Source organism: Virgibacillus doumboii (assembly GCF_902806455.1).
GTDB lineage: Bacteria > Bacillota > Bacilli > Bacillales > Amphibacillaceae > Lentibacillus > Lentibacillus doumboii.
In genome coordinates, this window is sequence record NZ_CADCWQ010000001.1 from 1025117 (window position 1) to 1040358 (window position 15242).

13 protein-coding genes are annotated in these 15242 nt (G+C 41.8%); 12 read left to right on the plus strand and 1 reads right to left on the minus strand.

Annotated elements, in window-relative coordinates; translation table 11 throughout:
• Positions 1–26: 26 nt before the first annotated feature.
• The 7 genes from hprK (at position 27) to G6R02_RS04875 (ending at position 7275) form a co-directional block, all read left to right on the plus strand.
• Positions 27–968, plus strand: a complete 942-nt coding sequence (hprK, locus tag G6R02_RS04845) for an HPr(Ser) kinase/phosphatase (RefSeq protein ID WP_164668122.1) — start codon at positions 27–29, stop codon at positions 966–968.
• Between the two features lie 5 nt (positions 969–973).
• The gene (gene lgt, locus G6R02_RS04850; protein WP_164668123.1) at positions 974–1816 is read left to right on the plus strand and encodes a prolipoprotein diacylglyceryl transferase; all 843 of its coding nucleotides are present in this window, start codon (positions 974–976) and stop codon (positions 1814–1816) included.
• A gap of 24 nt (positions 1817–1840) precedes the next feature.
• The gene (locus G6R02_RS04855; protein WP_164668124.1) at positions 1841–2800 is read left to right on the plus strand and encodes a nucleoside recognition domain-containing protein; all 960 of its coding nucleotides are present in this window, start codon (positions 1841–1843) and stop codon (positions 2798–2800) included.
• Positions 2775–3410 carry a pyrophosphatase PpaX gene (gene ppaX / locus G6R02_RS04860; protein ID WP_164668125.1) on the plus strand — a complete coding sequence of 212 codons (636 nt, stop codon included), beginning with the start codon at positions 2775–2777 and terminating at the stop codon, positions 3408–3410. Before G6R02_RS04855 ends, ppaX begins: the two co-directional genes overlap by 26 nt.
• A gap of 3 nt (positions 3411–3413) precedes the next feature.
• Complete coding sequence (locus G6R02_RS04865; RefSeq protein WP_164668126.1) at positions 3414–3929, plus strand: acyltransferase; 516 nt, start codon at positions 3414–3416, stop codon at positions 3927–3929.
• 145 nt (positions 3930–4074) lie between these two features.
• The gene (gene glpK / locus G6R02_RS04870) at positions 4075–5565 is read left to right on the plus strand and encodes a glycerol kinase GlpK (RefSeq protein ID WP_164668127.1); all 1491 of its coding nucleotides are present in this window, start codon (positions 4075–4077) and stop codon (positions 5563–5565) included.
• A gap of 48 nt (positions 5566–5613) precedes the next feature.
• Positions 5614–7275 (plus strand): glycerol-3-phosphate dehydrogenase/oxidase, encoded by a 1662-nt coding sequence (locus G6R02_RS04875; RefSeq protein WP_164668128.1) that lies wholly within the window; start codon positions 5614–5616, stop codon positions 7273–7275.
• Positions 7276–7925: 650 nt separating this feature from the next.
• Here the strand turns inward: G6R02_RS04875 and G6R02_RS20035 are convergent.
• Complete coding sequence (locus G6R02_RS20035; RefSeq protein WP_246202514.1) at positions 7926–8642, minus strand: nuclease-related domain-containing protein; 717 nt, start codon at positions 8640–8642, stop codon at positions 7926–7928.
• Positions 8643–8769: 127 nt separating this feature from the next.
• Between G6R02_RS20035 and G6R02_RS04885 the strand changes: the two genes are divergently transcribed.
• The 5 genes from G6R02_RS04885 to trxB all read left to right on the plus strand — a co-directional run bounded on the left by G6R02_RS04885 (position 8770) and on the right by trxB (position 14555).
• A complete protein-coding gene (locus G6R02_RS04885; RefSeq protein WP_425509064.1) occupies positions 8770–9135 on the plus strand; it encodes a MerR family transcriptional regulator in 366 nt (121 codons plus the stop codon).
• A 2-nt stretch (positions 9136–9137) separates the two neighbouring features.
• Entirely contained in the window at positions 9138–10640 is a 1503-nt protein-coding gene (locus G6R02_RS04890) for a class I adenylate-forming enzyme family protein (protein WP_164668129.1), read from the plus strand.
• A 16-nt stretch (positions 10641–10656) separates the two neighbouring features.
• Entirely contained in the window at positions 10657–12291 is a 1635-nt protein-coding gene (locus tag G6R02_RS04895; RefSeq protein WP_164668130.1) for an acyl-CoA dehydrogenase family protein, read from the plus strand.
• A 200-nt stretch (positions 12292–12491) separates the two neighbouring features.
• Positions 12492–13496 carry a tetratricopeptide repeat protein gene (locus tag G6R02_RS04900; protein ID WP_164668131.1) on the plus strand — a complete coding sequence of 335 codons (1005 nt, stop codon included), beginning with the start codon at positions 12492–12494 and terminating at the stop codon, positions 13494–13496.
• A 105-nt stretch (positions 13497–13601) separates the two neighbouring features.
• On the plus strand, positions 13602–14555 hold the full coding sequence (trxB, locus tag G6R02_RS04905) for a thioredoxin-disulfide reductase (RefSeq protein WP_164668132.1): 954 nt from the start codon (positions 13602–13604) through the stop codon (positions 14553–14555).
• Positions 14556–15242: the final 687 nt, after the last annotated feature.

The following is a 15242-nucleotide window of genomic DNA, read 5'->3' on the forward strand; positions in this document are numbered from 1 at the left end:
GTGGATTTCAATGGAGGTTGCAATCAATGGCAAAAGTCCGTACGAAAGATTTACTGGAAAATTTCAACCTGACCCTGGTCGCCGGGGAAGATGGTGTACATAGAGAAATTATTACGAGTGATATTTCCCGTCCGGGGATTGAAATGACCGGATATTTTAAATACTATCCGAAAGAACGCCTGCAGTTAATCGGCAAAACGGAGATGGCTTATTTTCTTGATCTGACGGATGAAAACAAAAAGGACCGTATGGAAAAGTTGTGCACGGACGTTACACCAGGCATTGTTATATCAAGGGGGATGGAGATTCCTGATGTTATGTTGGAAGCTGCCAATAAATCAGGCGTGCCAATTCTACATTCCCCAAGAAAAACAACCCGTGTTATAAGCAGGCTTACTAACTACTTGGAAGCAAAATTTGCTCCATTCACTGCTATTCATGGTGTATTGGTCGATATTTACGGTGTTGGAGTTCTGATTACCGGACAAAGTGGTGTTGGTAAAAGTGAAACAGCACTGGAACTGGTGAAACGGGGTCATCGACTTGTCGCAGATGACAGTGTGGAAATTCGTCAGGAAGATTATGATAGTTTAATTGGGAATCCGCCGCCGTTGATTGAACATCTGCTTGAAATACGCGGACTTGGGATTATCAATGTAATGACACTTTTTGGTGCCGGGGCTGTCCGGAGCCATAAAAAAATAACACTGATTATTAATCTGGAGCTTTGGGATCAGAAAAAACAGTATGATCGCCTTGGACTGGATGAAGAAACGATGAAAATAATGGATGTAAGTCTTCCGAAAGCAACAATTCCTGTTCGTCCGGGGAGGAACCTTGCTGTTATTATTGAAGTTGCAGCAATGAATTTCCGGCTGAAACGAATGGGTGTTAATGCTGCTGAGGAATTTTCCGAACGACTGACAACAATGATTGAACAGGAATCAGATGAATCAGGACAGGAGTGATTGTATTGAGTTGTAGTGCACCCGTACTGGACCGTGTTTTTCTGCAAATTGGTCCCTTGCCTATCTATTGGTATGGAGTAATTATTGCTACAGGAGCTTTTCTGGGTCTTTATTTGGCTACAAGAGAATCCGACCGGTTAGGCTTAAAAAAGGATTTAATGGTTGACCTTGTTGTTTTTGCAATTCCAATATCGATTCTTTTTGCGCGGATTTATTACGTGATATTTGAGTGGGATCGTTATGTTGGCGGTCCATGGTGGGATGTTTTTGCTGTCTGGGAAGGCGGAATTGCGATTCACGGTGCCCTGATTGGTGCTGTGTTAACAGCAGTCATTTATGCCCGTGTCCAAAAAGTATCATTCTGGCAGCTGGCTGACATTGCTGCGCCAAGCCTAATTCTGGGTCAGGCAATTGGCCGCTGGGGAAACTTTATGAATCAGGAAGCACATGGGGGGCCGATTTCTGAGGCCACGTATAATAGTTTTCATACATATTTACCTGATTTTATTATGAATCAAATGTGCATTGAAGGTGTCATGTATCATCCAACTTTTTTATATGAATCATTCTGGAACGTATTAGTTTTTATTTTCCTGCTTGTTTTACGCCGCAAAAATCCTTTGCGCGGAGAAGTGTTCCTGAGTTACGTTATTGCTTATTCGATCGGGCGTTTCTTTGTTGAAGGAATGCGGACGGATAGCTTATATATTCCGGGAACTGAAATTCGTATGGCACAGTTCATTTCTGTGGCACTTATTCTGGTGATGGTTGCAATCATTGTTTACCGTCGTAAGAAAGGTCTGGCAAACAGACATTATGACGGTAAAAAAGTCAAGAAGAAAAAGTAATTTGCTGGGAAGAGGGATGGACGATTGACTGGGATTTTATACCGCGGTTTACAACAGGGACTTAAAGTGACCTGGATGTTGGGTAAGGTTATTTTTCCTATTACGTTGTTAGTAACGATTCTGCAATATACACCGATTTTACCCTGGATTGTTGAGCAAATCAGCCCGCTTTTGGGATTAATTGGATTGAGTGGCGAAGCGGCTGTTCCACTTGTTTTGGGAAATGCCCTGAATCTATATGCGGGAATTGCTGCGATTGTATCGTTTGATTTTACAGTAAAAGAAGTATTTATCATGGCCGTGATGCTCTCGTTTTCGCATAATTTGTTTATTGAATCTGCCCTTGCATCGAAAGTTGGCGTAAGCTGGTGGCTTATTTCCGGAATTCGCCTGTCGTTGGCGATCATCTCGGCAATTATTATCAATTTATTATGGAATGGCGGGGCAGAACAGGCACAATATGGTCTAATTTCTTCATCGGAGGCCGTGATGGATGGCTGGAATGAAATTGTTCTGCATGGGTTACAAACAGCGATTATTGCTGTTGTGCAGTTAGCACTTATTGTCATTCCGATAATGATCGTCATGCAGTTCTTACGGGAAAAAGGCTGGTTAACAATCATTTCGGATAAGTTTGCTCCATTTACCAGAATGCTTGGCATGGAAAAAAACACATCCATGACACTTGTGGCCGGACTGACAATTGGGCTTGCTTACGGTGCAGGGCTGATGATCCAGGCTGTGGAGGAAGATGGAGTGTCGCGGAGGGATATGTATCTGGCGCTGATTTTTCTGGTTTCCTGCCACGCGGTGGTAGAAGATACAGTGATTTTCATTCCGCTCGGGATTCCTGTCCTTCCGTTACTGTTAATCCGACTGATTACGGCAATACTATTAACCATGGCTGTTGCGTTTGTCTGGAAACGTATTGATTATCGAAAAAGGAAGGAAACATCGCATGAGCATTCATACAATACTCTTTGATCTTGACGGCACACTGATTGATACAAATGAACTGATTATTGAATCATTCATACACACGTTTAAGGAATATGGAAAAGAACTTACAAGGGAAGAAGCAATTGAATTCATCGGACCGCCATTAAGGGATTCGTTTTACCAGTTTGGTCCTGATCAGGTGGAACCGATGATTGCAACATACCGCGAACATAATTTGTATCACCATGATAATTATGTAGTTGCTTTCCCAAATGTTATTGAAACAATTGAGCAATTGAATAAAGAAAATTTCAAGCTCGGAATTGTTACCACAAAAATGCGCGGAACAGTTGATATGGGGTTAAAAGTCACTGGGCTGGACCGATTTTTTAATACCGTTATTACGCTTGATGATGTCGTGCATGCCAAGCCGAATCCAGAGCCGATCATCAAAGCGATGAAGGAACTGGATGCCGATGCCAGCTCAACGTTGATGGTTGGTGACAGCAATCATGATATTGAGGCTGGCCAAAATGCAGGTATTCAAACTGCCGGAGTTGCCTGGTCACTAAAAGGTAAAGAGAGGTTAACAACATATAAACCAACATACATGCTTGATGATATGCTGGATTTGTTGAAAATTACAGGAGTGTAGACAATGCGGAAAACGGAGCGATACCCTGTTGAACATGCCAATTCATTATGGCAAATATATAAAACCGTGTCATTCTGGAAGGTGATGAAAAATTTCATCTTTATTCAGGTTGGCAGATATATCCCTTTATTAAATGTGAAAAATTGGCTCTATCGAACGTTTTTGCGGATGAAGGTTGGTAAGCAAACAGCCTTTGCATTGATGGTAATGCCGGATATTATGTTTCCCGAAAAAATATCAGTCGGTTCGAACAGTGTAATCGGCTATAATACAACGATATTGGCGCATGAATATTTGATAAAGGAGTACCGGATTGGTGAAGTGGTTATTGGCAATGATGTCCTGATCGGTGCCAACACTACGATTCTCCCGGGGGTAACCATTGGTGACGGGGCAGTAGTCTCGGCTTCTACACTTGTAAATAAGGATGTACCTGCGGGCGCTTTTGTTGGCGGGAATCCGATGGCGGTTATTTATACGAAGGAAGAGATGGAACACCGGATGGAAGACGATAGCTAGATTGAGATCATACTTTAGTATGGTCTTTTTTTATATTGTTGTTATTTTTGACGTTTCTTTGGGAAGATAATTATAGAGGATTTTGCAGGGAAATACAGTTTAAATCGAGAAATCTTTTAGAAAGATGTTTATGGAGGGGTAAACTATGGAAAAGTACATATTGGCACTTGACCAGGGAACAACGAGCTCACGGGCTATTTTGTTTAATTATAACGGAGAAATTGTGGAAACCGGCCAAAAAGAATTTGAGCAATTTTTTCCTAAACCGGGATGGGTAGAGCATGATGCAACGGAAATTTGGACATCGATGCTTGCCTGTATTTCCGACGTGCTAAGAAAGGCGGATGTTGACCCGGTCCAAATTGCAGGAATCGGGATTACCAATCAGCGTGAAACAACGGTAGTTTGGGATAAAAATACAGGAAAACCTATTTACAAAGCAATTGTCTGGCAATCACGGCAGACAGCTGATATTTGTAAACAACTAAGAGAAGATGGATACAATGATTTGTTCCGGGATAAAACCGGTCTGCTGCTTGATCCTTATTTTGCCGGAACCAAAGTCAAATGGATTTTGGACAATGTCGATGGTGCCAGGGAAAAAGCGGGAAATGGTGACTTATTATTTGGCACAATTGATACGTGGCTGGTGTACAAACTGACTGGCGGAAAGCAGCACGTGACAGACTATTCGAATGCTTCCAGAACGTTGATGTACAATATTTATGACTTGAAATGGGATGAGGAATTACTTGATATCCTTGGTGTTCCGGGATCAATGCTTCCTGAGGTCAGGGAGTCCTCGGAGATTTATGGGAAAACAGCCGATTATCACTTTTATGGTCATGAAATTCCCATTGCAGGGATTGCCGGTGACCAGCAGGCGGCATTATTCGGGCAGGCCTGTTTTGAAAAAGGAATGGCAAAAAACACATATGGCACAGGCTGTTTTATGCTGCTTAATACCGGGGAAAAGGGCGTGCAATCAGATAATGGCCTGTTGACAACACTTGCCTGGGGAGTTGACGGTAAAGTTGAATATGCACTTGAGGGAAGTATTTTTGTTGCCGGCTCAGCGATTCAATGGTTGCGTGATGGACTGAAGCTTATCAACAGCTCACCCGAAAGTGAACCACTCGCAAAAGCTGTGGATTCGTCGGAAGGAGTCTATGTTGTTCCGGCGTTCGTCGGACTGGGAACACCGTATTGGGACAGTGATGTTCGTGGTGCAGTGTTCGGACTGACCCGCGGGACGAAAAAAGAGCATTTTGTCAGGGCGACACTGGAATCACTGGCATTTCAGACACGTGATGTTGTCGATGCGATGATTGCTGACTCCGGAATTGATTTAAAAGCTTTGCGCGTTGATGGTGGTGCAGTTAAAAATGATTTCCTCATGCAATTTCAAAGTGATATGCTCGGGGTTTCAGTCGAACGGCCGGTTTTGAATGAATCAACAGCATTAGGTGCCGCATACTTAGCCGGTTTGGCGGTTGGATTCTGGAAAAGCAAAGAGGAAATTGCTGAGCAATGGAAAATGGATCGGACGTTCGAACCCGATTTATCGGAGGAAGAACGGGAAGAGTATTATGACGGATGGAAAAAAGCAGTTAAGGCAGCACAGGCATTTAAATAATAGATCAGGGTAAAAATAATAGAGAGAAACGCAGCGGGGTGTGTACAAATGGGAGACTTTTCAAGCTACAAACGAGATGCAATGTATAAGCAAATAGAAAATAAGGAATTGGACGTGCTGATAATCGGCGGCGGAATAACCGGATCGGGAATTTCCCTGGACGCTGTCACACGCGGGTTAAACACGGCAGTAGTTGAGATGCAGGACTTTGCTGCCGGTACATCCAGCCGATCAACAAAGCTTGTCCATGGCGGTCTTCGCTATTTGAAGCAATTTGAAGTGGGAATGGTTTCCGAAGTAGGGAAAGAACGTGCGATTGTTTATGAAAATGGTCCACACGTGACGACTCCGGAGTGGATGATGCTCCCATTTTACAAAGGCGGCAATTTCGGACCATTCACAACGAACATTGGATTACGTGTATACGACTTTTTGGCAGGTGTTAAAAAAGGAGAACGGCGGGAAATGCTGAACCCCGAGGAGGCACTGGAAAAAGAACCACTTGTTAAAAAGGAAGATCTGAAAGGTGCGGGGTATTATGTGGAATACAAAACTGATGATGCCCGCCTGACAATCGAAGTGATGAAAAAAGCGGTGCAAAAAGGTGCACATGCAATTAACTATGCAAAGGTCATTGATTTCATTTATGAATCCGGGAGTGTTGTTGGGGCAGTCGTTGAAGATCAACTCAGTGGTGAACAGCATAACGTTTTTGCTAAAAAAATTATTAATGCCGGCGGTCCATGGGTTGATAATTTGCGTGAAATCGATGGTTCAAAAACAGGAAAAACGCTGCACCTGACTAAAGGTGTACATCTTGTTTTTCCAAAAAAACGATTCCCGCTGCAGCAGGCAATTTACTTTGATGCACCAGACGGAAGGATGATTTTTGCGATTCCACGGAATAAAAAAACTTATGTGGGAACAACGGATACGAGCTATGATGGTGATATTTCTCATCCTGTCATGACTGCCGCTGATCAGGATTATCTGCTGGATGCAATCAATTATATTTTTCCTGCATTGGAAATGAACAGGGATGACGTGGAATCCAGTTATGCCGGTTTGCGGCCATTAATCGCTGAAGAAGGAAAAGAAGACCCGGATGAAATCTCCCGAAAAGATGAAATATTTATTTCTGATTCCGGGCTGATTTCCATGGCAGGCGGCAAACTGACAGGATACCGCAAGATGGCGGAGGACGCTGTTAATACTATTGTGGAACAGTTGAAAAAAGAAGAAGGAATTTTATATTCGGAATCTGAAACAGAGCATCTGCCTATTTCAGGTGGTGAAGTTGGTGGTTCCAGTGGTTTTGCGCGCTTTAAAACTCATAAAGTTGAAGAAGCAGTTGCACTTGGTGTTGATGAGGAAACGGCACTGTTCCTGATTCAGAAATACGGAGCAAATATCGATACGATTTTTGAGTATTTTCAGGAAGAGCAGGTGAATGCTGAAGAAGCTGGCATTGATCCAATTGTCTTTGCCGAGTTGAAATATGCCATCGAACACGAAATGACATACAAGCCAGTCGATTTTTTCGTACGCCGAACCGGGGCATTATTTTTCGATATTGATTTTGTGCGGGAATATAAAGATAAGGTGATTGATTATATGGCTGAGGCCCTTGAGTGGAGTGACGAGCAGAAGCGTGATTTTGTGGAGGAACTTGAGAAACTGCTGCGTGAAGCGGTGAATCCGGTTGAGTGAAATAAAGGCTAATCGCAAATGTGCGATTAGCCTTTATGAATTTATCAGGAGAAGAATGAATTTATCAGGAGAAGAATGAATTTATCAGGAGAAGAATGAATTTATCAGGAGAAGAATGAATTTATCAGGAGAAGAATGAATTTATCAGGAGAAGAATGAATTTATCAGGAGAAAAATAAATATAACAGGAGAAAAACAAATATAACAGGAGAAGCAAAATTATAATGCACCTAACAAAGGAAAAAAGACAGCATCACGCTGCCTTTTTATCTTTGTTAAAAACTATCTGTATACATGCTGTTTTTTCATGTACAATTTAATCTTTTCAGGAATGTAAGAATGTTGAGGAAATTCACTCAGCGTAGGGGCGTGATAAACTGATCCTTTTTTAACCCCCGTATGTTCAAGCTTCATAGATTGTAAAATGGTCTGTGATGTCCATGGCGATCCTATCCCAAGATAATCCCGGCATTTCCTGTTCGTAATCATATCTCCGTAAAGCAGAAAATAATCTAGAAGATCGCGTTTGTGTGCTTTAGCGTCCCGATTTTTACAGCGGGGACATAACCATCCTTTATACTCTCTTATCATTGGATGATGATTACATTTCTTACAAATGACTCCTTTAACAAAATGATTCTCGTTGATATTCAGGTCTCCAAGAACGTCGGTGCGAAGCGGGTCGTTCCGCTGCAGCATTGTAGTGGCGATTTTTTTAGTGGACGCGATACTTGTAATATCTCTTGTATATTTTTTTCAAGTCTCTCTATTCGGTCATGCAAACTGGCAGTGTGAATGATTTTTTCATATACGAGAGGGTCCTTGTGAACGTTTTCGATAATTGTGGAAGGAAATGCTATTACAACAAGTGTTTCAATTGGAGGACTTGTAATCCCAAACTGTTGGAGCCAAATCTGCAAATGATTTTTTTGTGCTTCGGCTTGCATTATCGGGTCTTTATAAGATTTCTTATTACCATCGACTACCTGTGTTAATTGCTTTTGCCTGGAATCATATTGCAATGTACCTTTATTGTTCTTAATTTCAAGAATCAGGAAAAATTTTCTGGAAAGGATGAGCGTGTCTATTTGGAAATGAAATGGAGGGTTTTCCAATCGCAGGCCTTTTATGATTAAAAAGTCATTCCGTGGAAAGGTAGACAGCGCATAGTCAACAGTGCGTTCGCCATCATAACCGGCTTTTTCTTTCTTGTAGTCAGAAATAAGTGATTCGTTGTACAAGTATTTCTCCGGAAGCCGCCGGAAAACTGCTTCGAGAGTCAGTAAATCGTATGTTTTTAACCTAAGATTTAATTCCAGTGGAACCACCTCTTTATCTAGTTTTACTTTATATATTCTTCTAATCAATGAAAAATCCTTCTTTTTCCTCCAAATAATCTTGCCCTTTACGTTAACGTTAATGGTAAACTGAGTTAAAAGAATATTTTGATTTCAGGAATAACAAAGGAGGGGGTTCAAAATAAAAACATATACCATCTCAGAAATAGCTTCCCACTTCAATGTTTCCAATCGGACCATCCGTTACTATGAAGAGATAGGGTTGCTGAAACCGGAAAGGACTAAAGGCGGACAAAGACAATACAGCAAAAAAGAGTTCACACAGCTCCAGTTGATCTTCAGAGGCAAAAAATACGGTTTCCAGCTGGATGAGATAAAAGAAATGATTCTATTATTTGATAAGGATCCGACTGGAAAAGAACAGCTAAAGCGGACAATCGAGTATGGTGAAATCAAAATCCAGGAAGTTTCCGATCGTATTGATGAACTGATCGGGATGCGACGGGAAATGGAACAATTGGTAGACGACTTTAAACAAAATTTAGGTGAAATGGGGGAGTAAGTATGAACATTTCAAATCTGTTAATGTATCAATCACGTAAATATCCGGATCATGAGGCAATTGTTACTCCACAGGAACGAATCACTTTCAATGAATGGGATATGGCTGTGAATCAGCTTGGGGGAAATTTATTAAAAGCCGGTGTGCAAAAAGGCGATAAGTTCATTATTCATATGCCGAACACGAAGGAATTCCTTTACCTGTATCTTGCAGCAATCCGTATTGGTGCAATAGCGATTCCGATTAATGCGAAGCTGACCGAGAGTGAAATCCATTATATTATCGATCATAGTGATGCACGTTTTTTTGCAACCCATGAACTGCTTTTTGACCAGGTGAAAAATGTAAGCGCAAACAATCAGCTGGCTTGTTTCAAAACCGGCGAGGAAAAAGAAAACTGGAAGTCGCTCAATAACCTTTTGACAGGGGATGGGACATCAATCGAATTGAACGCCACCGAAGATGATGAGGTGTCCATCCTGTATACTTCCGGAACTACTGGTAATCCAAAGGGAGTTGTGTTTACACATCGCAGTATTTTGACAGTAGCGACAATGATTTGTATTGAAATGACGATGAAAAAAGAAAGCCGCATCCTGCACATGATGCCTTTAAGTCATTCAGCACCACTTCACCTGTTCATGGCTGCCGGTTTGTATGTCGGGGCTACTCATGTTCTCGCGCCAACATTCACGCCTGACCTCCTGCTGAACATGGTGGAGAAAGAAAAAGTGACACACTTTTTCGGAGCGCCTGTGGCATACCTGATGACGGCAAAACAACCTGCCATCGAAAATACCGACTTATCCTCCATGAAGTATTGGGTATATGGCGGTGCACCTTTGGGTAAACAGGAAGTTGAATTTGTAAAAGGACGGTTTGCGACGGATAACCTTTACTGTGTGTATGGCCTGACAGAAGCTGGGCCAAACGGAACATTGCTGACTCCTGAGGAACATAAAACGAAAGCTGGCAGTGTCGGCAGCCGTGCAGCATTGAACTGTGAGATCCGGCTGGTCGATGAACATGGCAATGATGTTAAAACAGGTGACCCTGGCGAGATTATTCTTCGTGGGGAAGGGAATATGAAGGGATACTATAAAGATCAGGTAAAGACAGATGAAACGCTGAAAGATGGCTGGCTATACACTGGTGATATTGCTAAACAGGATGAAGACGGATATTACTGGGTGATTGACCGCAAGAAAGATATCATCATTTCAGGCGGCGTCAATATTTATCCGAACGAGGTGGAAAAAGTACTGATGGGCCATCCCGCAGTTGATGATGTTGCGATTGTCGGGATACCGCATCCGGACTGGGGCGAAACAGCAAAGGCATTTGTCGTATTGAACAAGCCAGTCGACGATATGGAAAATACCTTTCATACTTTTTTAAAAGAAAAGGTTGCATCTTACAAAATACCAAAGCTTTACGAAAAGCTGGATGCACTCCCGCGTAACATGACAGGGAAACTTTTGAAAAATAAACTTCGCGAGCAATAACAGGAGGCGTTAACAGATGAATAATGCATACACGTCTGATAAAAAAATCCAGGATATTTTGCATCAAAATTTGCCTGCAGATTTTTATAAATATGCTGATCAGCAGCTGACCAAATTCGGAAACAGGGTTGCTACAGATATTGATGAACGTGCAGCCCATACGGACCGGGAAGGACAGCCCAGGTTGATCAAGTATGACAAAATGGGCAATGACATTTCGCATGTCTGGGTGAATGAAGGCTATAAGCAAACGGTGAAAGAGACATATGAAACGGGAATTGTCGGGTATGTCCATAAAGAAATCCCTGAACTCGGCCATCAGGGTAATTATCTCTATTCATTCGCTCAAGGATATCTGCTCTCACAAGCGGAACCTGGATTTTATTGCCCAGTGACATTAACTATGGCTACTGCTTACCTAACAGACCATTATGCCGACGAAAAACTTAAAGAAGAATTTCTCCCGCATGTCCTTGCTACCGGAGATACCGAACTATATGAAGGGGCGACGTTTCTAACGGAGCGGCAAGGCGGATCTGATGTTGGTGCAAATGAAGTGGAGGCGATTGAGGAAGACGGATACTATACAATCCATGGTGAGAAATATTTTGCCAGTAATGCAGGGATGTGTGGTGTTGCCATGGTGCTGGCGCGAATAAAAGGTGCAGAAAGCGGTACTAAAGGGTTAAGTCTTTTCCTTGTTCCATGGAAAGATAACAACATTACTATTCGCAGGTTGAAGGATAAACTTGGCGTGCGGGCTGTTCCATCAGCCGAAGTGGAATTTCATGGTGCGAAGGGATATCTTGTAGGCGATGCTGACCAAGGATTTAAGTATATGATGGAAGCATTGAATCTTTCCAGAGTCTGCAATGCTGTTGCATCAGTAGGAATCATGCGCCGTGCCTACACAGAGGCAAAAGATTATGCATTCGATCGCGAAGCATTTGGAAAAAAGCTTGCTTCCTACCCGATGGTTCAGGAAACACTGGCTCAATTAGCGGTTAAACAGGAAGTTGAATTAAGTGCCACGTTTGCGGTGATTAAGTTATTTGACAAGGTTATGCAAAAAAACTCCACCGCAACAGCTGAGGAGCAAGCTCTGCTAAGGTTATATATCGCTATTTTGAAAAAAGAAACAGCCGAACAATCGATTCATTTTTGCCATGAAGCAATCGAAATGCATGGCGGGAATGGCTATATTGAAGACTTTGTTACACCACGGCTGCTGAGAGATGCACAGGTGTTGACGGTTTGGGAAGGGACAGCAAACATCCTTGGCTTGGAAGTATTGCGGTTGATGAAGAAATTCAAGATCCATCATATTTTTATTCGTGAAATGAAGGCATATCTCCAGGATCTGCCCAACGATGAACTTACGACGCCAATTTATGATGCAATAAGTGAACTTGAAATCTTTATTAAAAAAATCCAGTATTACGATGAAAACCAGCAACTCATGTATCCGAAAAAAATAGCCAAAAAAATGAGTGATATTTTTGAAAGCGTCATTGCTGTGAAGGACATATATGAAACAAATAAAGGTCAACCAAGACGAAAAGCGATTGCAAAACTGTTCCTTCAGATGACCTATAAAACGACAGAGGAACCGCTCCCGGTGGAGTTTTTTGATTTAATTGTTACCGAATAAGTTAACAAATTGGATTGATTCGACAAGAATCGATCCAATTTTATTTTTTTGCATATATAAATCTGTTGATAACTGTGATATACTTTGGTCTTAGGTCAGGAAATGTAAAAAACTTGAAGAGGAAATGTCGGATTTTGCGACCTTTTTTCATCAGTGCCTGCACTTTTAATTATGAACTTCGACTTATAAGGGGGATATACATGCAGCATAGAGAAAAAAATACATATGAAGAACAGGGCAACATTCTCCCTTATATTCCAGAAGGCGACTTTTATTTTACAAAAGGTGTTGAAGCCTTTCAGAAAAGAAAATTTGAAGCCGCAATAAAATGGCTTCGTAAAGCGATTGAAATGGCACCGAAAAACCCATTATACCAGTGTCAAATGTCGATTATTTATACAGAGTTGGGTGCTTATCACACTGCAAATCAGTTATTGACAAGAGTTTTGCAGTCCGCTGGTGGGCAGTATCCGGATTGCTATTATTTATTGGCTAATAATTATGCCCATTTGGGACTCTTAAATGATGCAAAAAAATATGCGAAATCATATCTTGATAATGAACCCGATGGTGACTTTCGGGGAGATGCAGAACATCTGCTGGACCTGATCGATTTTGATGAAGATGACAGTGATGATTGGGAGCTTGAATCAGAAGATGAGCTTCTCATGTACCAGGAGACGGTTTTTTATTATATGGATAATGAAGAATGGGATAAAGCACTTGTGCTGCTCGAGGAAATGATCACACTATTTCCGGAACGAAAGGCTACGAAACATGATTACACACAAGCATTATTCTTTTCAGGATTTGAGGATGATGCAATCGAAATGGAACAGGGTATTCTAGAAGAGCAGCCAAATTCATTCTACAGTCATATCAATTTGGCAACTTTCTATTATGAATCGGACCGGACAGAGGAATATGAACGGCATATACAGGGATTACTAAATGTATACCCAATTCATGGGGAACAAAAATTGCGGCTTGCAGTTACACTGGCCAGAACGGGCTTGTACGAGGAGGCATACATCCGCTTTCGTAAATTGCCCAAAGCGACCGTAAAAAATCATCTTTCCTATTTCAAATGGTACAGTGTGACTGCTTATAAGCTGGGGAATCCGGCAAAAGCACTTTCACTGTGGGAAGAAGGCTGCAAGAAACACCCCAATTTATCGAAAGAAGAGGGACCATGGGATGTGTAGTATCCAGTGATTATATTTTCTCTGAGCATAAAATTAGACTAAATGGAAGAGTTTTTATACGATAAATGTGGCTTGAACAAAAAGTGAAAAAAGGGGCTGAATTTCATGTCCGAAGAGCAAATGTATGATGTGATTATTGCAGGTGCGGGTCCTGCCGGCATGACGGCGGCGGTTTACGCTTCACGTGCAAATCTTAATACACTGATGATTGAACGCGGAATTCCGGGTGGCCAGGTGGCTAATACAGAGGATGTGGAGAACTATCCTGGTTACGAACATATTCTGGGACCGGATTTATCAAATAAAATGTTTGAACACGCTAAAAAGTTTGGCGCTGCGTACGCGTATGGTGACATTAAAAATGTTGAAGATCATGGTGAATATAAAACCGTTATTGCAGGTAATAAAGAATATAAGACAAGAGTCTTGATTATCACAACAGGCGCACAATACAAGAAACTTGGCATCCCTGGCGAAGAAGAATTGGGCGGTCGTGGTGTTTCCTATTGCGCAGTTTGTGACGGAGCCTTTTTTAAGGAGAAAAATCTTGTGGTAGTCGGTGGTGGTGATTCCGCAGTTGAAGAGGGAATTTACCTGACTCGATTTGCTGACAAAGTAACAATCGTGCATCGCCGTGATGAACTTCGCGCACAGAAAATCATACAGCAACGTGCGTTTGACAATGACAAAATTGAATTTATCTGGAACACGGAAGCGAAAAAAATCAACGGACCGGATGGAAAAGTCGGCAGTGTTTCATTAGTCAACAACCAGACCGGAGAAGAATATGATCATCCAATTGAAGGTGTATTTATTTATATCGGAATGGTACCATTAAGTGAACCGTTTAAATCACTTGGCATTACAAATGAAGATGGGTACATTCCAACAAATGAAAATATGGAAACTGCTGTACCAGGCATTTTTGCTGCGGGCGATATTCGTGAAAAGACACTTCGACAAATTGTGACGGCAACCGGGGATGGAAGTATCGCCGCGGAATCCGCTCAAAAGTATATTGAAGATTTAATGGAAGAATTAAAAGCAGCACAATCCTGATATCTCAATGTTAACAACAACTTTTCAGAAAGTAATTACTTCTTAACGCTGTTGTAACACGCTCGAAACATTTTTGGGGTACAATGTAGTTAACTAATTGACCCCCTTTTAATAGATAAATTAGTTTTTGCGCAGGGTGAACTGTTCACCTTGCGTATTTTTTTTGATAAATACATACATGCAATTACTTGTCCGATCCTGTCGAACAGAAACATATCCTTGTTGGTTCTTCTTTTTTCGTTGTATAATGGAAGTAGTGTTAAGTAATTGAAGTTTGTGACACAAAAAATATAAACTGCAATGTACTGTAAAAAAATTGAGTGCTATAACACCGCTGCGGAAATACACTTCGCTTTCCGTGGGCGGCTGATGAGCCCTCTTCGTGCTAACGCACTCAGTGGTCTCACCTGGGCCTTTCCACCCACAGGAGTCTACGTGTATTTCCTCCGCTGGATATTGCTCATTATATCTTGTTAATATTATGCCGAATAAAGCAGAATTTGAAAACCAGCAGCTGGAATATGCGAGACTCCTGCTCAGAAGTTCAAGCTAAGCGAGACTCGGAGGCGAGGTACGAGCTGAGGAGGCTCTGCACTTGCCCACGGCTAAGAAGACACTGCGAAAGGTGAAGTTGTATTAAACAAGTGAGTGTTACGTCGCATTTTATATCAATTGTGAATGATAAAT